The organism is Bradyrhizobium sp. AZCC 2289, assembly GCF_036924615.1.
In the GTDB taxonomy this organism is placed as follows: Bacteria; Pseudomonadota; Alphaproteobacteria; order Rhizobiales; family Xanthobacteraceae; genus Bradyrhizobium.
In genome coordinates this window covers 973200-994661 of the sequence record NZ_JAZHRY010000001.1, presented here as the reverse complement: position 1 = coordinate 994661, position 21462 = coordinate 973200, and the positions used below count along the sequence as shown (strand labels likewise).

The window sequence follows — 21462 nt, the reverse complement described above, 5'->3', positions numbered from 1 at the left end:
TCTAAAGGTCGCTTGCCCTTAAGAAGTCGCTTGACGAATGAAATTTATCGATGACGACGCTTTCAAGACGCTTATCGATAGGAAGCCCGTGACGGAATATCAACGCCGTCGATCAGCACCTCGCATTTTTTTTCGCAATAGGAGGATACACATCAAACACCTTTCGGCCTTGGAACAGGTTTGATTAATTGGCCGCAGTTCGGGCTATTTCACAAGCGGACAGTGCTTTTTGTAAAACTAGCTTCGGCTTGAGCAGCTGCTGTTTGTAGCTTGTCGGAAACGCTCCAATTGGAGCGTCGAGAGTACCCACGATCTCGAAGTCGTGTTTCAGATCGATGCCGTATCTGCTAAGCAAGTCCAGCGATAGCCGTAGCGGACCGTCGGGTTCGGTCAAGACCCAGGATCGAACGAGCTCCTGACACGGAACGAGATCCAAATTCGCCACCGCCAGCTTATCGCTGCCAGGATACCCTCCGATAAGCCAAGCAGCGCCAACCGGTTTCGCAGCTAGCGCATAGAGCGAACCGGGGTAATGTCCGGTAAGGTCGATCATAGGAGTACCCGTTTGGAAGCCGGCATTGCGTGAAAGCCGCCGAAGTGCTTCCAGGTAGGCTGCAAAATTCGAGTTGAGTAGAAGCATGTCGCCAGCTTGACCCATTTGAACAGGGATGGTGCTTGACGTCAGAGGATTGGGGTCACGATAGGGGTGCTCCATCCCATGCTCGACAATCACGATGGTCATGACCAGAGAAGAGATCGCTAGCGGCAAGAGGTGGCGCCACGATGCTTGACCCCAGTTTCTTGCGCTAAGCAGCGAGAAGCTGGACAATGTCAAGAAGAATGCGGCGCTGGTCGCGACCCGCCAATAATTGTTGGCAGTCCCGACAGCAAAGGCGAGCGGCAAAAGCGTAAAGAACACTGACGAAGCAACCTGCTGCCGCGAGACCGTTGAACTGGCCTTGAAAAATGAATCTGCCGCGAAGCAGATGATGCCTGCTAGAACCACAGCCAGAAACTGGAGGCCCTGGAACATCCTGTCCTGGAATTTAAAGACAAATATTTCTGAGCTCAACGCGAACGCTATCGCAATGAGTACGCAGACCGCGAAGACACCTGTAAACCTAACGGCCAAACGCCTTGAATATGTGCTCAAGGTCAGCGCTACAATCCAAAGCGTCAACGCAGCTAGGATGCAGATTTCGTCGAAAGCAAGATCAAATTCGTCGGATCGGAAGACGTTGCTGATTTTATGTTTCGATTCCAAAATTGATAAGTCGTCGATACTCCGGCGCAAATCCGAAATAAATTGTTCAATTGACCCGCCAACCAGCCAAGCGTATGCGACCAATAGTAAGCAGAATGTTGCAATCGCGATGGCCGTCATCCGTAACTTCAGTTTTTGACCGATCAGGAGGCTAAACAAGGTCACGACGCCGAGAACGAAAGCAGATGGAGGTTTGCCCATAAATGCCAGAAATCCGCCAACGCCGATGAGGAGCCATCCGGCGACGCTGGTGTGCGACGAGCTGGTCTCTGCGAGGCAAAACCCGATCGAAGCCACAAGAAGCGAATGGAAAGTCAAGCTATTATAGCTGGGCGTGGGCAACCAAAGAGAGCTCACGAAAACGAGAATCAGCAATGACGTATTTGCTGCGACGATCGAGAGGCCGATCAACGGGAATGACAGCGTGAAATGCGCGCCCGCGTCTAGAGCACATCGCCGCAACAAACAGAGGCACGCCGCCACTGCCAAAAAAAACGAGATTAAGATATTGCTCTGCCGCAGTAATGCGATGCTGGAACCCGTGAGCTTGTAGAGCGGATGATATATGTATCCAAACTGCCACAATGATATTGGAAAGTTCGATGGGTGCGATATCCAGTTGAGATAAAACCCTTCATCGGTAAAATCGTAGCTTAGATTGGACCGCATCAATAGCTTGCCGATGAAGACAATCGTCGCGAGGGCAGCAATTGCAATCGCAATCGACTCTACCCCGGCAATCGCGCGGGCCTCGTTCGGGGCTGCAGGGATTACGTCGGTAATGGTCGAGCGCGGCTTCAGTGAAGTCATGAGGTTTGCCTGCCAAGCTACGTTAAAATAGCGCATGTCATGCTAAATACGTAATCTGTCGCGCCTTCTGGATCAACAACCTTGCCTGCGAAATGGAGATTCTTCGCGCGTAACTTCACCGGCTCTTGCCAGCACCACCACAACATCGGCGCCGCGGAATGTAAGGCGTGGCGCTGGCGAGAAGCGGGAGAAGGTATCAATAATGGTCAGCACACGGAGCTTGCGACTCGCCTGCGTCCTCGCGAAGCAAACCCGCGTCTGCAAGTCTCCTTGATCCGCCTTTCGAGCGCAGCCTGTCCCGGGCGATGAGACGGACCCTAATTCTCCGAGGAGGAAATACTCGTTGGCAGGTCAGCTTGCGGCTTTGATTTCTGCAATCGCGCATATTCCCAACAGCCGCCCAATGCCGCCCCAATTGCAACGCAAATCAGCATGATCGGAGTCTTCGCTGGAAATATTGGACGGGCTTCATACCCAAGCTGGGTGATGACAATTGGTGTCCCTAGCGTTTGGTCAAGCACGTTAAGTCTTCTGTCTAAATCGGCTATCGAGGATCTAATGAGGCCGAATTCTGGTATGGCAAAATCGTTGCCCATGCGTTGCTCAATGTTCCTCAATTCTGACGTGAGAATTTGCGACCCGAAAAGAAACAAGGGCGGTTGACCGTTGGTTGCAGCAAGGGGTGAGACGGTCCATAAGTTTAAGGCGACCGGCTTTTCAATGTTTGCGCTTTTTGCAGCGTCCAAGGCTTCTCGATACGTTAACATGAGTTGCTTTGCAGCGATGTCTCGGAATTCGCGAAGTCGCTCTAGCTCGTTCTCTTTGCTTTTTTTGGCGGCCGCCAGCGATGACCGGCCATTTGCATATAGACTTTCGGTCGTCTTATCGATCACCGTTTTCACGAAATTGTTCAAGAACTGAGCACCGAATGTCCCATTGCCGTACCGAAAGCGGAATTCCAGAGCATCGTCACTTGCGTCCTTTGAAATGATTACATCATAGCGTTGGTAGACAATTTTCTGCAGCGTTTCGGGATCGTCCAGTTTCGCTTGTGGAAAGAGATCTTGGTGGGACAGGACATAGGTCCCCAGATAGTCTCGATCTCGCGCGAACGTTAGAAACGTTTGCTTCGTGGTGGCAACCATATTCTTTGTTAAGTGCCAGTCACCGGGAGTATGGGACAATATTTCGGAGAACGACCCGAATGCCGCTTCGCTTGCTGGGCGGGCGACAACCTTGGTCTCGTAAACCTTTGGAATAGCGATGGCGACGACAACGCCAACTATCGCCGCAATAAAAGCGCAAGATAAAATCCGGTACTTGCCCTTCCACAGTAGCCGAAAGAATTCGCGGGTACTTGTTTCTTCACCGAAAAGCATCTGCGAGTTTTCCCAAGCGTCGACAACCCGAAACCTCTATCACGGTTCTCCGCCCCGTTATAGAGCAGAGGAACATTTGAGGGATATTTGAGCCAATCTCGGCTCGGTTCGAACCTATTGGGTTTCATAGGCGTGAATCTTTAATTATGATGCGGGCCGCATGAGTTTTTCTCTGCGAGAAAATGCTGCCGTACACGTTTTCTCACTCGCGGTCGACCGTGTTTTCAAGCGGGAGGGTCAACGGCAAATTTGACCGCATTGTTGAGATCTGCGGATAAGTCCGCGAGGCAAAAAGGGCGCCACCAGTGAGCCCCGACTTTGCAGGAACCAGCTCAAGCCTTCCAGGCAAACGAAGTGAAGTTCTGTGTCGCGGGCTTGACGTTCATGCCGTGAACGGCTAGTTGACGGGCATTAGCCGGGGGGGCAGGTGCCAAACGCAGGGACCAACGACGATGGGGACACGCGGGTCGTTCTCGATCTTCTCGAGTCGATTGAGCGTGATGGAGCGCAAACGCAGCGACGTCTTGCCCAGAATGCCGGTGTCGCCGTCGGTCTTGTGAATGCGTACCTTAAACGATGCGTAAACAAGGGCTTCGTAAAGGTTAGGCAGGCTCCTGCGCGGCGTTTCGCTTATTATCTCACGCCGAAGGGCTTCGCCGAGAAATCTCGACTGACTGTGAGCTATCTCTCAGCATCTCTCAGTTTTTTCCGGATTGCCAAGACGGATTGCACCGGTCTGTTTAAGGAAGCTCGCCGTAACGGCTTCACGCGCCTAGCGCTTGTCGGCCAGTCGGATCTCGCGGAGATCTGCATTATCTGTGGTATTGATTGCGGAGTTAAGATCATTGTCGTCGTTGATGTTGCCTCACAAGCCCGCCGCTTTGTGGGCATTCCCGTTGCCAATTCGTTCGACGCCATTGATACCGAAATCGAGGCGGTGGTGATCACGGACCTGATCGAACCAAAGCGAAGCCTGCAAATGGCCTTACGCCGCTTCGGGAGCGATCGTGTGCTTGTGCCACGCGTACTTCGGTTGAGTACCGATGAGATAGCGAACGCGAAATGAATTTCGCGGCAACCAACTGGTATGTGGTTCAGACCCATCCGCATTCGGAATCGAGGGCTGAGCTCCATCTTTCGCGTCAGGGTTTCGAAGTCTACTTGCCAAAGTATCTCAAGCGGCGGCGCCATGCGCGCAAGAGCGATGCAGTCGCCGTGCCGCTGTTTCCAGGATACCTGTTCGTTGCGATCGATCTAATGACCCAGCGCTGGCGTTCCGTCAGCTCGACAATCGGTGTGACGCGCCTAGTCTGCCGGGGCGACGCACCGGCGGAGCTTCCTCCCGATGTTATCGCCGGCTTGCGTCAGCGAGAGGATGGGCAGGGCTTCGTGCAACAACTTCAGTATGTATTGAGCCCCGGCGACCAGATTCGAGTGGTCGATGGTGCTTTCTCTGATTTTCTCGGACTGTTCGAGGGCATGACCGCGGGCGAGCGTGTCGCGGTTCTGCTCGACTTGCTTGGACGTAAGGTCCGAGTGGTAATGGATGCGGAGGTCATCGAGGCGGCTTGAGGCCGCGTCGAGCCGGTGTCTACGGGACGGTAACGGGTGGCTCGAGCGGTGCTCTGAGTCACCCGAATGGCGGTAGCATGGCTGCAACGACAGCGGAGCGCAATGTCAACCTGGCTTATAGTCGGATCCTCGCAAGCAAGCAATGTACGATGCGAACGTGTAGCGACAATGCCAGCAGCTTTCCCTAAGAGCGACAGTGAGTGGCCACGAATGGCGAAACTGAATATCCTCGTAGTTTCTCAATACTTTTCGCCCGAAAACTTTCGGATCAACGATCTCGTAATGGGTTTGCGTGACAGGGGTCACGACGTCACGGTTCTCGCTGGCACACCGAATTATCCCGAGGGCAAATACTTCACGGGCTACGGGCCGTTTCACAACACGCGGTCCGATTTTCATGGAGCAAGAGTATACCGCGTCCCGGTCATAGCGCGTGGTCGCGGCTCGAGTATCCAACTGGCGGCCAACTACTTATCGTACGCGCTTTCTGCTTCTTTGCTCGGACCACTCTTGTGCCGTGAAAAATACGACGTCATCTTCGCTTTCCAGATGTCGCCGGTCTTGATTGGTGTTCCGGCGCTGTTCCTGCGTCGGCTCAAACGCATACCCATGATGTTGTGGGTCCAAGATCTGTGGCCGGATAGCCTTGTTGCAACGTCTGCGATTAGATCAAAGCAGATCATCGATTTTGTTGGGCATATAGTTCGGCGGATCTATTGCGGATCCGATCTCATTCTCGTGCAATCCCGCGCATTTGTCGCCTCGATAAACAAGTATGGGGCCGATCTGACTAAAGTGCGGTATTTTCCCAACACCGCGGAAGCCTTCTACCGTGAACTAAAAGTGGGTCCGGATGAGCCTGAAGAGAAGCTGCTGCCGAAGGGATTTCGTATAATGTTTGCGGGCAATATTGGTGTTGCCCAAGACTTCGGTACCATCCTCGCGGCTGCCCAGCTCCTCACCAAATATCCGGACATCAAGTGGATCATTGTCGGCGACGGCGGGCAGCGGGAATGGGTTGAAAGTAAGATCCGCGAACTCGGTCTGAATGATCATGTTAAGTTAATTGGCCGCCATCCACCGGAAGCGATGCCGAGGCTTTTTGCTCTCGCAGATGGGCTGCTAGTGACGTTAAAAAGCGATCCTATCTTCGAATTGACCATCCCCTCAAAGTTGCAGTCATATCTGGCCTGCGGTCGTCCGGTCGTGGCGGCATTGGACGGCGAGGGCGCGCGTGCAATCGAAGAAGCGGGTGCGGGATTTGTAAGTCCGACAGAATCGCCGGAGTCCCTAGCTCAGGCGGTGCTCAATCTCTATCGACTTTCCCCGGCAATCAGAGCCCGAATGGGGCATTCGGCCCATGAGTACTTTCTCAAGCACTTTGAGCGCGAAAAATTGCTCGATTCGCTGATAGGCTGGATGTACGACCTCGTCGAGCGACGGCCAATCAGAGCAGATGAACCAGCAAACGAAGTGATCGTGCAGTGATAGAAAGTTGCGCGCCAACGAGAACTGATCGGCAGAGTGCTCGATATTGGGCGGACGAACGGCTAGCAATTGCAAGCTTGGCAAGCGACGCATGCCAGCGAATAATTCGATCCGGACAATGACTAACAACAACGACGAGAAAGTCTTGGTTTTGGGCGCGACCGGTATGCTCGGTCATACGACGTTACGCTATTTCGTTAATCGGAATCAGTATCCTGTTGTCGGATCGGTGAGATCGGAGGCCGGGCTGCGCTTGCTGCCGACGGAGTTGCGGCAAAATATCGCTGTCGGAGTCGACGTGAGCGATTCCGATAGTCTCATGCAACTCTTCGTCGATGTTCGTCCGCAAATCGTCATCAACTGCATCGGGCTCGTAAAGCAATTAGCGCAAGCCGATGACCCGCTCGTCGCGCTACCGATCAATTCGTTGCTGCCGCATCGCCTAGCACGGCTTTGTGCGGTGTCGAATGCACGGCTCATCCACATCAGCACCGATTGCATTTTCTCCGGCAGCAAGGGTATGTACCGCGAGGACGATCCTTCGGACGCTAGGGATCTGTACGGCCGAAGCAAATTTCTCGGCGAGGTTGATTATCCTCATGCGGTTACGCTGCGGACGTCAATTGTCGGGCCGGAGCTCAACAGTTCGCACGGTCTTGTCGGGTGGTTTCTATCCCAGCGGACCAGGGTGCTCGGCTACACCAAGGCGATATTTTCTGGCCTGACAACGGTCGAGCTTGCCCATGTCATGCATGATTTCGTCATTCCTCACCCGAATATTCGCGGCGTCTATCATGTCTCGGTTGATGCCATCGATAAATACGCGTTGCTGCGACACGTTGCCGAAACGTACGGAACAACGACCGCAATCACGCCGGACGATAAGCTGGTGATCGATCGCTCACTTGACTCGACGAGATTTAAGTCCGCCACGGGTTACAAGCCTCCGGCTTGGCCCGAACTGATCACCCGAATGCGAGACTTTGGCTAACGTCGAAATCAGCTAACTTGCCGAGAAACGATCCATGTTCAAAGACAAGACACTGCTCATTACAGGAGGGACGGGCTCCTTCGGAAATGCCGTCCTTCGACGCTTTCTGAATTCTGAATTACGCGAGCTTCGCGTTTTCAGCAGAGACGAGAAGAAGCAGGAAGACATGCGCATCGCGCTGAAGAACGACAAGGTCAAGTTCTATATCGGCGACGTTCGGAACTATGATAGCGTTCACGACGCGATGCGCGGGGTCGATTATATCTTTCACGCGGCCGCGCTGAAGCAGGTGCCGTCTTGTGAGTTCTATCCCATGGAGGCGGTCCGCACCAACGTGATCGGCGCGGAAAACGTCATGCGTGCGGCCATCGAGAGCGGGGTACAGCGCTGCGTGGTTCTCAGCACTGACAAGGCTGTCTATCCCATCAACGCTATGGGGATGTCGAAGGCGCTGATGGAAAAGCTTATGATGGCCAAGTCGCGCCTGTCGGATGCATCAGGAACCATTCTCTGCGCGACGCGCTACGGCAACGTCATGGGATCGCGAGGTTCAGTGATTCCGCTGTTTTTGGATCAGCTCATGCTGGGCAAGCCCTTGACGGTGACCGACCCGAACATGACCCGGTTCATGATGTCGCTGGATCAGTCGGTTGATCTCGTTCTTTATGCATTCGAGTATGCGCGTCCCGGCGACATTTTCGTACAAAAGGCGCCAGCAGCGACGGTCGGCGACCTCGCCGAGGCACTTCGTCAATTACTGAAGCGCACCAATGAAATCAAGGTCATCGGTACGCGTCACGGCGAGAAGCTTTGCGAGTCCCTGGTGTCACGCGAGGAAATGGCCCATGCCGAGGATCTCGGCGGATACTATAGAATCCCAGCGGACTCGCGAGACCTGAACTATGACAAGTATTTTGTCCAGGGCGAAACTCGGATCTCCGAGATTGAGGACTACACCTCGCACAACACACATCGGCTGAACGCTGCTGAGGTCAGAGACCTATTGATGACGATCGACATCGTGCGAGAAGCCGCTAATGCTTAAGGTCATGACCGTCATTGGCACGCGGCCTGAAATCATTCGTTTGTCGCTGACGATCAAGAAGCTGGACCGCTATTGCGAACACGTCCTAGTTCATACTGGCCAGAACTACGACTACGAACTGAATGATGTGTTTTTCTCGGATCTCGGCATCCGAAAGCCGGATCATTTTCTCAATGCGGCCCGGGATACCGCGGCTGAAACCATTGGGCAGGTCATCAGCGCGGCCGACCGCATCATCGGCGAAACTCGGCCTGACGCGATTCTGCTGCTGGGAGATACCAACAGCTGTCTTGCTGCAATTGCGGCCAAGCGCCGCAAAGTACCGATCTTTCATATGGAGGCGGGCAACCGCTGCTTCGATTTCCGGGTTCCTGAGGAGATCAACCGGCGTATCGTCGACCACATCTCGGACGTTAATCTGACCTATAGCACGATCGCGCGAGAGTACTTGTTGCGCGAGGGCCTGCCGCCGGATCTCGTAGTCAAGACGGGCAGCCCGATGTTCGAGGTTCTGACCCACTATCAGCCGCAAATCGACGCGTCCGATGTGTTGACACGGCTGGGGCTCATATCCGGCCAGTTTTTTGTCGTTAGCTCGCATCGCGAGGAGAATGTCGATGCGCCGGAGATGTTTTCACGGCTAGTCGCCGTTCTTAATGCAGTTGCCGAAGAGCATCAGCTACCCATCGTTGTGTCCACCCATCCACGAACACAAAAGCGGATCGAGGCGACGGGCGCGAAATTCGATTCACGGATCCGATTGCTCAAGCCGCTTGGTTTTCTCGACTACGTCAGGCTGCAAATATCGGCGCGTGCCGTTCTGTCGGACAGCGGAACGATCACCGAGGAATCCTCGATTCTTAATTTCCCTGCTCTGAATTTGCGCGAGGCACATGAGCGGCCGGAGGGAATGGAGGAGGGCGCCGTGATGATGGTCGGGCTCGACGTCGATCGTGTCCGGCAGGCGCTCGCTATCTTGAGCGACCAGCCTCGAGGTTCAAACAGGCAATTGCGGCAGGTGGGTGACTACGCCATGCCGAACGTATCCGACAAGGTTCTACGCATCATCATGAGCTACACCGACTATGTGAATCGCGTGGTCTGGCGAAAATACAGTTGATGGCGGGCGGACACGGTGGATTCGCTCATACCGTCACTTCATCGGAGCATGGTGCTCTCGCTGGAAAGCACAACCTATCCCGGCACGACTGACGAGGAGCTGAAACCTCGTATTGAAGCGCGAGGGCTGGCGGTCGGTCGAGATCTTTTTCTGGTGCAGGCCCAAGGCGCGCTCATTTCGTACAGCGATTCGCACATCCCATTCTTTCCAAAGATGCGCATCTATCACTTCTCGCCGCCAAGCGCTTCTCTGACACGCGAATGCCTCGCGGGTTTCGACTACGTTGTGCTTGCGATCGATCATGACAAGCTAGACTATAGGTTGATCAACTCGAGTTCGCAATTGCTCATCGATTGCAGTGGCAAATTTCCTCGAGCCTACGCCACATATCATCAAGGGTGAAAGTGCCTTGGCTGCGGGCACTCCATGCGCTATCCACTAGCCAATGTTGAGCGACTATTGCCGCGGGTCATGCGAGCTTCAGTAAAATGGCGTCAATTTCAGGCGGAAGCGGTCGCAACGTTGGTCCTGGCATGACCTTTGATCTGGCGAACGCAAACGAGGAAAGTACTCGCGTTGGGATGAGTCAATTTGGCTTACTGCGGCAAATGGCGACGATCGCGGCAGGATCGGCGCTCGGTCAATGTGTCGTTCTTGCAACGACGCCCTTGCTTGCCCGGATCTATTCGCCCGCGGAGTTCGGTGAGTACGCAGCCTTTTTGGCGATGTGTAACGTATTCGTGACGGCGGCTTGCCTTCGCTACGACGCCGCGCTGAACGCATCGGATGACCGACATACCGGATGGGTCTTCGGCGTTGCTTGTTTCGCCGCGGTTGGGACGGCAATGCTGGTTTTCCTGATTGCGTGGTCTTCCTGGGGGCGCGATTCCATTGACCGGGTGATTGGCCGGCAAGTGGATGCGACCTGGATCGCCGCTGCCGCCGTGAGCTGCGGCGTCTATCAGGCGACTTCGACGATGGCCATTCGCAACGGACAGTTCGGCCGATCCAGCCTGCTGCGCGCTGGACAACCGATGGTGTTCTCGATAGCAGCAATCGTGCTGCCAATCGGCCTGATCAGCAGTTGCCTCCTCGGCTTTTTGACGGCACTCCCGCTCGCTGCGAGATACGTTGCGGACTTGCGGTCGGCAAGCGGCGGCGCGATCGCTCGGGCAGCGTGGCGGTTTCGTGAATTCCCCATGATGTCGCTCCCGACGTCAATTTTGGATGCGCTATCACTTGCACTTCCCATATGGTTCATCACCGCCCAATACTCTTCGATGGATGCAGGCAACTATGCACAGGTGCAGCGGCTCGTCGCTGCGCCGCTGGTGCTATTCGCCATTGCGATGGGACAGGTATTTTTGAAGCGCGCAGGCGATCTCGTCCGAGCCGGCCAATCTGCGCGCGCATTCCAACGACGCGTAGTGATGTACCTCGTCGGGGGCGCATGCGCGCTGGCGGTGGCAATTGAGCTGTTTTTCTCGCCGCTGTTATCATTGTTGCTGGGCCATAACTGGCGCACTGACACCGCGTTCCTGATGCTCGTTTTCGCGCCGGTCGCAGTGCGAAGCTCCGTCTCACCGGTAACCGGAATCTTTCTAGTCCGCAACCGTTTGCGCATCTGTGCAACGTGGCAAATTTTTTATTTCGTAGTCACAGCGAGTATATTTTACTATCTCGCCGGTCAGGTTTCACTAGAATATCTGTTAGCCGCTTACGCCGTGAGTGAAACCGTTTGCTACGGCCTATATCTTTACCTCGCCGATCGGGTGGCAGAATAGAATGTGCGGCATCGTAGGTCTGGTTCAGGCGTATCCCATTGACCTCCGTCAAGTCGCCAGCATGGCCGACCTCCTGAGACACAGAGGACCCGACGACGAGGGCTTTGTGGTGTTTCCCGAGCAAGGGCCAGTGTGCCTTGCAGGCGACGACACTGCCTCATTCGCCGGCATGGAGGCGCTGCAATATCGGCCGGTCGCCCACCGTAACGAATGGGTTTCCGGCGGCCCGCCCGCGTTTCTTGCGATGGGACACCGTCGGTTGTCTATCGTCGATCTGTCCCCGCTCGGCCACCAGCCGATGTCGTACCTTGACCGATATTGGATCGTCTACAATGGAGAGGTCTTCAACTACGTTGAGCTAAGAGAGGAACTGCGGCAGGCCGGTTATCATTTTCAGTCGAATTCCGACACCGAAGTCCTACTGGCGGGTTATGACAAATGGGGTACTGGACTGCTCGATCGCTGCAACGGGATGTGGTCTATGGCGATTTACGACCGCAAAACCAACTCCCTTTTTCTCGCCCGCGATCGTTTTGGCATCAAGCCCTTATATTATTACGTGGGCACCGATGGGAATTCGCTGGCGTTTGCTTCCGAGATCAAGGCATTCTCGGCGCTACCTGACTGGCGGCGCGAAATTGCACCGCAGCCGGTGTTTGATTTCCTTGCTTGGGGAATCCAGGACCACGGCGAGCAGACGATGTTCCGGGGCGTATATCACCTGCCTCCCGGCCATTATGCGGTCATTCCGCTCGGTCCCAATGATCGATTGGTGCAGCCGCTGGCACAGAAGCTCACAACCACACGTTGGTACGATCTCGCCACCAAGCGATGTGAAGTCCCGGCCGACTTCGACCAGGCCGCCGCTGAATTCCGTCGCCTGTTTCTTGATGCGGTCCGGCTGCGCATGCGCGCCGACGTGCCGCTCGGATCGTGCCTGTCCGGCGGCCTCGATTCGTCGTCGATCGTCTGCTCGGTTCGCGCTAAGCTCCAGGCGATTGGCGCAACCCAACCGCAAAAAACGTTCTCATCTTGCTCGGAGTTTCCCAACGTCGACGAACGCGAATTTATTGCTGAGGTAACGCGAAACAACAACATCGATGAAACTCACATTTTTCCAACGGGCGAAGAGCTCTTTGCTCGCCTCGATGAACTCGTATGGATGCAGGACGAACCGTTCGCCTCCTCAAGCGTCTTCGCACAATGGTGTTTGTTTCGAGCGGTGCGTGAGCATGGCGTGGTAGTCGCGCTCGACGGGCAGGGAGCCGACGAACAGCTGGCGGGCTACCACGGCTTTCTGGGTGCCCGGCTCGCTGGACTTGCGCGCAACGGTCGCATCGGGGATTTCCTCGGCGAATTCGGCGCGGTGCGGCGGCTCCACGGATACGGTCCAATGAAGTTCGCGGAGTACCTGATCGCGAACCTAATGCCGTCGTCGATCCGGTCGCTTGGCGCATTACGCGGCATTACGCAGATGCGGCGCGACTGGATCAACGTCGGAGCGCTTGGGGCTGAGGATCGTGATCCCTTTGTGACTCTTGGCGCGCGCGCGTTGTCCGTCCGTGACCTTTCGCTCGCGCAAATGAATGGTTCGAATCTTCAGATGCTGCTGCACTGGGAGGATCGCAACTCAATGGCTCATTCGATCGAGGCACGCGTGCCGTTCCTCGATTATCGGCTCGTAGAATACGTCCTTAGTCTGCCGGACGTGTTTAAGCTCAACGATGGCATCACGAAGCGCGTGCTGCGCCGGGGCATGCAGGGCATGGTTCCGGCAAAAATCCTGGCGCGTACCGACAAGAAAGGCTTCCTGACGGCCGAAGAATACTGGATGAAGGGAGCGCAAGCCGGTCAGTTCGCCGAACGCGTCGATGAGACGATCGCACTGGCCGGAAACATCATCACTCCCGCGATGCGAGATGTGTTGTCACGTGTATCGACAGGAAGGGCCGGGTTTAGCTACCACGTTTGGCGGGTGATATGTTTCGGTGCTTGGCTCAAGAGCTTCAATATAAGGATTTAAGCGCTCTCAATGGAAAAAGTATATTCGATCGTTGGTGCCCGGCCCCAATTTGTCAAGGCGGCGGCTGTCGCGCACGCATTCGCTCGCCAAGCCGACGTCGAGCATCATCTGATCCACACTGGTCAGCACTTCGATGAAAACATGAGCGAAGTTTTCTTCAGCGAACTGGAAATTCCTGCGCCTCGGTATCGATTGTCAGTGAGTAGTCTCTCGCACGGCGCTATGACCGGTCGCATGCTAGAACAGATCGAGGGTATCTTTCTCAAAAATCGGCCTGCCGTGGTGATCGTCTACGGAGATACCAATACTACGCTCGCTGGCGCTTTGGCTGCCGTCAAGCTGCACATCCCGGTCGCTCACGTCGAATCCGGCTTGCGTTCGAAGAATCGGGCGATGCCAGAGGAAATCAATCGCATCGTGACCGATCACGTCAGTGACCTGCTGTTCGCACCTAATGAAACCGCTGTGCGGCAATTGCGGGCAGAAGGTCTGCCGGAGGACAAAATACACAATGTGGGCGACGTCATGTTCGATGCCTGTTTGCGCTATGGCAACGCCGTTGACACAGGCCAGTCAATCCTTGAGACGCTCGGATTGGAGCCGCGTGGCTACGTGCTCGCCACGGTGCATCGTGCCGAAAATACCGATTCGTGCGAGCGCCTTGCTGGCATCCTCGAAGGCTTTCGCTTGTCTGCAACGCTAATCATTTTGCCTCTGCACCCTCGCACGCGAGACAAGATCGCAGCTTTCGGTTTGTCAATCCCCGAAAACGTTCGGGTGCTGGAGCCGGTAGGCTTTCGCGCAATGCTGCAGCTCGAACGCAATGCGCGCTGCCTAGCTACCGACTCTGGGGGCGTACAAAAGGAAGCATTCTTCATGCATCGGCCGTGCATCACGATGCGTGATGAAACCGAATGGACGGAGTTGGTTGATAGCGGCTGGAACGTGCTGGTCGGCGTAAACGCCGAATGCATAAAGGCGGCGATTGCGAATGCCACGGAGCCGAGCGCATGGCCGACGTTCTACGGTGATGGCGATGCCTCGGGCAAGATCGTGGCGCGCATCCTTGGACTGCCGGCGTTGGCGCAACGAATCAATTCATAGTTATGAAATTCGCATTCTTCGTTCATTATTTCCCGCCACTCAATTCAACGGGATCACGTCGCGTCGAGTCGTTTGCCAAATATTTGTCGCGCAGCGGCCATGAGATCGTTGTCGTCTCGACAGGAAAGTCGACGCGCGACGGCCCGCTCACGGAAGCAGTGCCGCCGTACATCCGCTTGTACGAGATTAATTCCTTTGGCCGAGTTGCTAAGTCGAGCGGCGAGACGGACCGCGCTGACACGCAGCGTGCCTCTTCGAAAAAGCGGATCCACTGGACGCGACGCGTCAAGCAGAAGCTGATGCGTCTATTTGGCCAGGTGCTCGACCCTAGAATCGGGTTCCCCTTCGGTATCCGCTCCCGAAATCTCGATACAAGAGTCGTTACGGAACTGGCGAGCGCAGATATATTTGTTAGCTCTTTTCCGCCGTGGCCCGCTCATCTCGCCGCGCTGTTTGCGCAACGTCGCTTCGGCAAGCCGTGGATCGCTGACTATCGCGATCAATTCAGTGGCAATCATATCATGAATGGCGGCTGGCTGTCAGACCGGCTCGAGCTTTGGATTGATCGCGCACTGCTGCGTAGGGCCACGGCGGTCACGGTCATTTCCGGGCCGATGAAGGCCTACTATGACGACATGCATCCATGCGTAGAGTGCATCGAAAACGGTTACGATGGCGAAATCTTCGATAGCGCGCACGCCTCCCTAGTATCGTCGAGGAAGTCAGGGACTACCGTATTGCGGTATTTAGGGACCATTACCCGCGACCGGATACCCGTCAGTCTCTTGGCAGCGCTCGAGCGGCTCGCCGCAGTGGCCCCGCAAGGTGAACCTCCCTTCAGGGTTGAATTTCTCGGTGATACGCGGCTGCTTGAGGATTATGTTCGTCTCCGTCATCCCAATCTCCTCAAAGGGTGGTTGGCGTTTATACCAGCAATACCGTACGCGAAATCGATCGAGGCAATGCTCTCGGCAGACGCGCTGTTTTTCATCGAGACTTCGGATCTTTCGAACTTGAGCGCGCGCGGTGTTCTCACGACGAAGCTCTTTGAATATCTGGCTTCCGGCCGGCAGATCATTGCCGAGATCGACAATGCGACGCTGACCGCTAGCTATATCCGGCAAGCCTCGCCTATTCATGTTGTCTCGCGCGACGTCGATACGCTTGCTGCCGCCTTGCGAAAGCTCTGTCCGGATACGATCAAAATCGAAGACAATCCTTTTGTTGCAAGTCTGTCGCGCGAACGCAAGGCTCAACAATTCGAGCAATTTGCGCTAAAGGTGGTCCGTCGCGAATTGGGTCCACGCTGACGCCATGGAAAGACTCCTCAGAGCAGCCGTGAATCCATCTGCAGGCGCAGTGGTTTTCATTCTTGGTATCATTGCCTTTTACGCTGTGGGAACCTGGTATGTGGGGATCGACATGTCGGCTCGTACGCGTTCCGACATGATCTTGCTTCCTTGGTTGAGTGTAACCGGCGTCGCAATCGGTTCAGTATTCTTCCCCCATCGGTCGCCCACCGTGTTCCTCGATGGACGGGGGCGCATCGTTGTCTACGGATTCACCCTTATTTTTCTGGCGTTTTGCATACTCGTAATTGCGTCGGCGCCATCGTTGCCGGTGCTAGAGGCCTGGAAGGGGGCCTCGCCCGCCGAGATCGCGGTCTCACGCGAGAACTTTCTCAAAGCGCGCGAAGGTTGGGCCGCGATCCTGCCATACGCCAATGGCTTTTTGACAGGGGCGATACTACCATACTGTATGTGTATTGCGATCCTGCGCCGCTATCGCTTTCGCTGGTTGATCGTCGTTCTATTTTTTCTATACTCGATCGTATTCGTTGAAAAAGCGTTCTTCCTGCGGGTGTTTTTGCCGTTGATGGTGGTTGGGGTCGTGAGCCAAAGCCGGCGGATACGATTGACGTGGCTCCTTGCAGCCGCAATCGGTCTGCTGATGGCTAACATTTTGATTTCGGGCTTCGGGAGCGCGTCGGGGATGGGAGTAGGCAAGTTCCTGCTTTTTCGAACTTTATTTGTTCCTATTAGCACCGTGACGGATTCGTTGGACTACTGGTGGCAGGCCTATAAGGGTGTGCCATTTGCGGGAGCTACGAATTTGGTATTATCGAAATTGTTTGATCTGCCGCGCGTGCAGTTCGAGCGTGAGGTGTTTGTTTTTGAATGGGGCCCTTCCGAGACAGGAACGGGTTCTTCCAACGCTGCATTCTTCGTCGAGGCCTACGTAAATTTCGGATGGTTTGGCGTCTTTATCATAAGTGTGCTGCTCGGTGCATTGATCACCTACATTGGACGCTCGCGAGATCAGGCGCTTCGTTGCGTCTTGCCGTTGGTGCTGTATGGACTTTTCCTAGGCGGAGCGTTTGGTCTTCTGTTTGGCAATGGACTAATAGCCTGCCTTCTGCTGTCCTCAATCCTAGATCGGCCTATCCTGCCGGCCACGGCTTCGCCGTCACAAATCTCAACAAGCGAGTAGTCGGTGGTAGCGGCGAGCGCGCTCTAGGCAATGCCGGGCTTCTTTAAAAAGAGATTTAACTCAAACGGCGCGGAAAGCCCGGATGATTGTCTCGGACGACGCTCTGGGTTCACGTCAAATGTCATGCGTGCTGGCACAAGCGACGCGCATCACTTGGCACTTTATTTGCGCTGGGCAAGCCCATGCAAAACGGATTCGGTGAGAGCTTCAATGGCCGGATACGGGATGGGTTGCTCAACGAAAGCCTGCTCTTCGCGCTGCGCCATCGAAAGCATGCTTAGCTGCCTCAAGGACTTAGTAAAGCAAAAGCGGTTTCCAGCAATGAAACATTGGCTGCGAGCGATAGTAATAACCGCCGGACTGTTTGCGGCATGGTTCGCGTTGGGCGTTCTGACATTTGATGATGATCCGCGAATTGATCGGTTAATCGATGTCGGCCGGTGAAAAATCTCCTTATTTCTACGGAGAACAATTCGCGCTCTGTTAACGAAACGCCCCATTCGGCAAACGTTCTTGTTTTCAAATTAAGCCACTGCTTAATTCAACTTGGGCCACTAGGGATGGAGACAGGCCAGTACCGACCAAAGACTCGGAATAAACGGCGATTCGCCCACGCCGGGTTGTGGACCATCCCGGCGTAAACTTAATCGTAATGCAAGGCGGTACTCTAACCTCCAAGCGGTTCGGATCGAGGTAGCGTCAACCGGAGGACAAAAAAATAGACTGTCCGTCGTCGAAGCATTTTGCCTGTAGAGCCGCAGACGGTCGTTGCGTTGGTTCGCGTGCAACCATTGGGAAAGCCGCCTCGCAAGACGGGATCGAGCTGGACGGCGTCTAGGTCATCGCGCCAATTGGCTATCTCGATATGGCGCAGCTCCTGCAGCATGCTACCCGAGTCTAAACGGTCTTCCGGTCGTCTTCAGAAAGCGGCCTATTTTTACCGCGTGCATTGTGTCACGTCGCGCGCTGAAACGGGTAGCCCGAAACGGTTCAACTGCGATCGAACCGGCTATCGAAGGGTGCAGTATGACAGTTGCAGTGCGATTGGCGACTATAGCGACGGAGGCGCCCGTTTCAAGATCGCCGATTTGCACAGAGCTTCGGAATTCGCGGCTTGGAAGACCACGAGAATCTCATTTCGGTTTTCCCTGCCACCTGTTCGCAGTATTTTCCTAAGTCCCGCTCTAGGCTAGAGCGATTTTGGTGTTGTATGGCCACCTTCATAGTTCTATGTAATGGTCGCACAAAGTGCTGGCTACCCCCTCCTTCCACACAAGCAAATCAGAATACGAAATGATATCCAGCAACCCGGATGTCATCTTGCAGAAATCCACGGGCGTTTGAGATGAACTCCGAATTGATCGACAAGCTCAACCGAAAGACGGCAACAATAGGAATCGCCGGATTAGGCTACGTCGGCTTACCACTCATGCTTCGATATTGCGAGGTTGGCTACAAGGTCATCGGCTTTGATATCGATCAAACCAAGGTTGATGCCCTTCGTGCGGGAAAATCCTACATCGAGCACATTCCATCGGCGAGCATCGCGAGTGCCGTTGGGCGTGGCTTTGCCCCAACTACCGATTTCTCCCGAGCAGCCGAAGTCGACGCGCTAATTCTCTGTGTCCCGACCCCGCTCAACAAATATCGCGAGCCTGACCTAAGCTTCGTTCTGAATACCGTCGAATCGCTCTTGCCATACTTGCATGATGGGATGGTGTTGTCGCTCGAAAGCACGACCTATCCAGGCACGACTGAAGAAGAGTTGAAACCGCGTATTGAGAAGTGCGGATTGAAAGTTGGCAACGACGTCTTTTTGGTCTTTTCACCTGAGCGAGAAGACCCCGGCAATCCGGACTTCACAACACGATCGATTCCGAAAGTCTGTGGCGGAAGTACGAAGGCGTGTCTTGAAGCGGGCGTCGCGCTCTATCGGCAGGTTATAGACATGGTCGTTCCGGTCAGTTCTACCCAGGCCGCCGAACTGACGAAGCTTCTTGAGAATATCCATCGCTCAGTGAATATCGGTCTCGTCAATGAGATGAAGATGGTTGCAGACAAGATGGGCATCGACATCCACGAGGTTATCCGTGCCGCAGCAACCAAGCCATTCGGTTTCGTCCCGTACTATCCTGGACCCGGGATTGGCGGGCACTGCATCCCGATCGATCCATTTTACCTTACTTGGAAGGCGCGCGAATATGGGATGCATACGCGCTTCATCGAGCTAGCCGGCGAGATTAATTCTTCGATGCCAGATTATGTGGTTTCCAAAGTCGCAGCTGCTTTGAATCGAAAAAGCAAATCCATAAAAGGAAGCAATATTCTGGTTCTTGGAATTGCTTACAAAAAGAATGTCGACGATGTACGCGAGTCACCGTCTGTTTTTTTGATGGAAAAGCTTCGCGACCTCGGCGCAACGGTTGCTTACAGCGATCCGCATGTTCCGACCTTTCCTAAGATGCGAGAACATCACTTTAATCTAGCAAGCGTCGCGCTTACATCGGAAAGTATCGCAACGTTTGATTGCGTGCTGCTCGCGACCGATCACGACAAATTTGACTACGAACTGGTCCGAACGCAATCGCAGCTTTTGATCGATTGCCGCGGCAGGTTTCTCATGCCCGCCGACAACATCATCCGGGCATGATGCTTGTTGCTTCGCAATCCATTCCAGTGCGTTGGAGCTTGGACTGAAGCTCGGCTCGGGAGTGCCTTTCTGCGGTTTCTTAAATACAGCCCGGAAGTTGGTCGTAACGGGCGTCCTTGACGATTGCAGTGCAGCTGGGCTAGGGAATCCAGCCTGCCACGTTTGATCAGAATGCTGGCGTCGGCTCCAGAAACTGGGGATATCCTGTGACATCGTATGCTCTTATCGGCGCTGCTGGTTACATTGCTCCGCGTCACATGCGTGCGATTGCGGAAACGGGCGGCAAGCTCGTTGTGGCCTACGATCCGAACGACTCGGTCGGCATTCTCGATAGCCATTTTCCCGATGCGCAATTCTTCGTTGAGTTCGAGCAATTTGATCGTTACATCGATAAGCTTCGCCGTCGCGGTGAAAAAATCGATTTCGCTGCGATCTGTTCGCCGAACTACCTTCATGACGCCCATTGCCGGTTTGCCATGCGCGCCGGCGCCGAGGCTATATGTGAAAAGCCGCTGGTCCTCAATCCCCAAGACATCGACGAGCTTGCAGAGATCGAGCGTGACACCGGTCGTCGAATCTCAACCATCTTGCAGCTTCGGCTACATCCGGCAATCATCGCGTTGCGCGACCGGTTCGCGAAAAGCAACAAACGGCACAAAGTCGAACTGACCTACATCGCATCGCGCGGCCGCTGGTATCACGCCTCCTGGAAGGGGGATGACAGCAAGTCCGGAGGGGTGGCGACCAATATTGGCGTCCACTTTTTCGACATGCTGGGGTTTGTGTTCGGAGCCGTCAGCCGCAACGAAGCTCACCTCAGAGAGGCGGAACGGGCCGCCGGGTCCCTAGAATGCGAACGCGCCGATGTAAGTTGGTTTCTCTCCATTGATCGGAACGATCTGCCCGAAAGCGTGAGAAGCAAGAAGACAACTTTTCGTTCGATCACAGTCGATGGGGAAGAAATCGAATTTTCTGATGGCTTTACGGATCTTCATAGCCGCAGCTATGAAGAAATTGTCGCCGGTCGTGGCTTCGGGCTCGACGAAGTGCGCACGTCAATCGACATTGTTTCGACGTTCCGTGATTTGCCGATCAACAAGACCAATGGAGTTCATCCATTTGCGATCAAGGCTAATCGCGCATGAGCGAAATGAGGGAAGACCCGCGGTTTCCTGGTGCATTCATTCACGTATCCAGTTTTGTCGATGATGGCGCGGTGATCGGCCGCGGCACGAAAATATGGCACTTTTGTCACATCCTGTCCCGTACAACGATCGGTGAAAATTGCTCGATCGGGCAGAACGTAATGATCGGGCCCAACGTGCGCGTCGGCAACGGCTGCAAAATTCAGAACAATGTTGCGATTTATGATGGCGTCGAGCTAGATGACGACGTTTTTTGCGGACCGAGCTGCGTGTTCACCAACGTGAACAATCCGCGCGCCAACGTTTCGCGCAAGGATGAATTCCGAACTACACCGATTGGACGCGGTGCGTCGATTGGAGCTAACGCAACGATCGTGTGCGGCCACTCGCTTGGAATGTTTTGCTTCATCGGCGCCGGAGCTGTCGTCACAAGGGATGTTGCAGATTTCGCCTTGATGGTCGGAAATCCTGCACGGCGGATCGGATGGATGAGCCGCGCCGGAGAACGTCTCAAGAGCGACCTGATCTGCCCGCGGACGGAGCAGAGGTATGCGCTTCGAGAGGGGGTCCTGGTCGAAGTTTGATAGGCTGCTTACC

The 21462-nt window shown here is 54.8% G+C and carries 17 protein-coding genes and 1 pseudogene; 16 read left to right on the top strand and 2 right to left on the bottom strand.

Annotation, left to right across the window (positions count from 1 at the left end; all coding sequences use genetic code 11):
• Positions 1-184 precede the first annotated feature (184 nt).
• Entirely contained in the window at positions 185-2074 is a 1890-nt protein-coding gene (locus V1289_RS05025; protein WP_334395899.1) for a hypothetical protein, read from the bottom strand.
• 317 nt (positions 2075-2391) lie between these two features.
• On the bottom strand, positions 2392-3453 hold the full coding sequence (locus V1289_RS05020; RefSeq protein ID WP_334395898.1) for a hypothetical protein: 1062 nt from the start codon (positions 3451-3453) through the stop codon (positions 2392-2394).
• A 427-nt stretch (positions 3454-3880) separates the two neighbouring features.
• Here V1289_RS05020 and V1289_RS05015 point away from each other — a divergent pair, with 427 nt between their 5' ends.
• The 16 genes and pseudogenes from V1289_RS05015 (at position 3881) to V1289_RS04940 (ending at position 21449) form a co-directional block, all read left to right on the top strand.
• On the top strand, positions 3881-4519 hold the full coding sequence (locus tag V1289_RS05015; protein WP_334395897.1) for a winged helix-turn-helix transcriptional regulator: 639 nt from the start codon (positions 3881-3883) through the stop codon (positions 4517-4519).
• Positions 4516-5025 carry a transcription termination/antitermination protein NusG gene (nusG, locus tag V1289_RS05010; RefSeq protein WP_334395896.1) on the top strand — a complete coding sequence of 170 codons (510 nt, stop codon included), beginning with the start codon at positions 4516-4518 and terminating at the stop codon, positions 5023-5025. The genes V1289_RS05015 and nusG overlap by 4 nt, the downstream gene beginning before the upstream one ends.
• Before the next feature lie 210 nt (positions 5026-5235).
• On the top strand, positions 5236-6513 hold the full coding sequence (locus tag V1289_RS05005; protein ID WP_334395895.1) for a glycosyltransferase family 4 protein: 1278 nt from the start codon (positions 5236-5238) through the stop codon (positions 6511-6513).
• A 118-nt stretch (positions 6514-6631) separates the two neighbouring features.
• On the top strand, positions 6632-7504 hold the full coding sequence (locus tag V1289_RS05000; RefSeq protein WP_334395894.1) for a dTDP-4-dehydrorhamnose reductase family protein: 873 nt from the start codon (positions 6632-6634) through the stop codon (positions 7502-7504).
• Between the two features lie 34 nt (positions 7505-7538).
• A complete protein-coding gene (locus V1289_RS04995; protein WP_334395893.1) occupies positions 7539-8549 on the top strand; it encodes a polysaccharide biosynthesis protein in 1011 nt (336 codons plus the stop codon).
• A 4-nt stretch (positions 8550-8553) separates the two neighbouring features.
• Positions 8554-9669, top strand: a complete 1116-nt coding sequence (wecB, locus tag V1289_RS04990) for a non-hydrolyzing UDP-N-acetylglucosamine 2-epimerase (protein WP_334395892.1) — start codon at positions 8554-8556, stop codon at positions 9667-9669.
• Between the two features lie 15 nt (positions 9670-9684).
• Positions 9685-10071 (top strand): hypothetical protein, encoded by a 387-nt coding sequence (locus tag V1289_RS04985; protein WP_334395891.1) that lies wholly within the window; start codon positions 9685-9687, stop codon positions 10069-10071.
• A gap of 131 nt (positions 10072-10202) precedes the next feature.
• The gene (locus V1289_RS04980; protein WP_334395889.1) at positions 10203-11453 is read left to right on the top strand and encodes a lipopolysaccharide biosynthesis protein; all 1251 of its coding nucleotides are present in this window, start codon (positions 10203-10205) and stop codon (positions 11451-11453) included.
• A 1-nt stretch (position 11454) separates the two neighbouring features.
• Positions 11455-13476, top strand: coding sequence for an asparagine synthase (glutamine-hydrolyzing) (gene asnB, locus V1289_RS04975; RefSeq protein ID WP_334395888.1), 2022 nt, complete (start codon positions 11455-11457; stop codon positions 13474-13476).
• 9 nt (positions 13477-13485) lie between these two features.
• A complete protein-coding gene (gene wecB / locus V1289_RS04970; protein WP_334395887.1) occupies positions 13486-14580 on the top strand; it encodes a non-hydrolyzing UDP-N-acetylglucosamine 2-epimerase in 1095 nt (364 codons plus the stop codon).
• Between the two features lie 2 nt (positions 14581-14582).
• Entirely contained in the window at positions 14583-15890 is a 1308-nt protein-coding gene (locus V1289_RS04965) for a glycosyltransferase (RefSeq protein WP_334395886.1), read from the top strand.
• 4 nt (positions 15891-15894) lie between these two features.
• Complete coding sequence (locus V1289_RS04960) at positions 15895-17070, top strand: hypothetical protein (RefSeq protein WP_334395885.1); 1176 nt, start codon at positions 15895-15897, stop codon at positions 17068-17070.
• A gap of 59 nt (positions 17071-17129) precedes the next feature.
• Positions 17130-17342 (top strand): annotated as a pseudogene (locus tag V1289_RS49495) (integrase core domain-containing protein); the annotation flags it as partial.
• A 1073-nt stretch (positions 17343-18415) separates the two neighbouring features.
• Positions 18416-19720 (top strand): nucleotide sugar dehydrogenase, encoded by a 1305-nt coding sequence (locus V1289_RS04950; protein ID WP_334395884.1) that lies wholly within the window; start codon positions 18416-18418, stop codon positions 19718-19720.
• Positions 19721-19926: 206 nt separating this feature from the next.
• Complete coding sequence (locus V1289_RS04945) at positions 19927-20865, top strand: Gfo/Idh/MocA family oxidoreductase (protein WP_334395883.1); 939 nt, start codon at positions 19927-19929, stop codon at positions 20863-20865.
• Positions 20866-20936: 71 nt separating this feature from the next.
• On the top strand, positions 20937-21449 hold the full coding sequence (locus V1289_RS04940) for an acyltransferase (RefSeq protein ID WP_334395882.1): 513 nt from the start codon (positions 20937-20939) through the stop codon (positions 21447-21449).
• Positions 21450-21462: the final 13 nt, after the last annotated feature.

What these genes read in the sequence shown, in the direction of transcription:
- V1289_RS05025 (WP_334395899.1), bottom strand. Translation starts at nt 2,074, where the DNA reads ATGACTTCACTGAAGCCGCGCTCGACCATTACCGACGTAATCCCTGCA.
- V1289_RS05020 (WP_334395898.1), bottom strand. Translation starts at nt 3,453, where the DNA reads ATGCTTTTCGGTGAAGAAACAAGTACCCGCGAATTCTTTCGGCTACTG.
- nusG (WP_334395896.1), top strand. Translation starts at nt 4,516, where the DNA reads ATGAATTTCGCGGCAACCAACTGGTATGTGGTTCAGACCCATCCGCAT.
- V1289_RS05005 (WP_334395895.1), top strand. Translation starts at nt 5,236, where the DNA reads ATGGCGAAACTGAATATCCTCGTAGTTTCTCAATACTTTTCGCCCGAA.
- V1289_RS05000 (WP_334395894.1), top strand. Translation starts at nt 6,632, where the DNA reads ATGACTAACAACAACGACGAGAAAGTCTTGGTTTTGGGCGCGACCGGT.
- V1289_RS04995 (WP_334395893.1), top strand. Translation starts at nt 7,539, where the DNA reads ATGTTCAAAGACAAGACACTGCTCATTACAGGAGGGACGGGCTCCTTC.
- wecB (WP_334395892.1), top strand. Translation starts at nt 8,554, where the DNA reads ATGACCGTCATTGGCACGCGGCCTGAAATCATTCGTTTGTCGCTGACG.
- V1289_RS04980 (WP_334395889.1), top strand. Translation starts at nt 10,203, where the DNA reads ATGACCTTTGATCTGGCGAACGCAAACGAGGAAAGTACTCGCGTTGGG.
- asnB (WP_334395888.1), top strand. Translation starts at nt 11,455, where the DNA reads ATGTGCGGCATCGTAGGTCTGGTTCAGGCGTATCCCATTGACCTCCGT.
- wecB (WP_334395887.1), top strand. Translation starts at nt 13,486, where the DNA reads ATGGAAAAAGTATATTCGATCGTTGGTGCCCGGCCCCAATTTGTCAAG.
- V1289_RS04965 (WP_334395886.1), top strand. Translation starts at nt 14,583, where the DNA reads ATGAAATTCGCATTCTTCGTTCATTATTTCCCGCCACTCAATTCAACG.
- V1289_RS04960 (WP_334395885.1), top strand. Translation starts at nt 15,895, where the DNA reads ATGGAAAGACTCCTCAGAGCAGCCGTGAATCCATCTGCAGGCGCAGTG.
- V1289_RS04950 (WP_334395884.1), top strand. Translation starts at nt 18,416, where the DNA reads ATGAACTCCGAATTGATCGACAAGCTCAACCGAAAGACGGCAACAATA.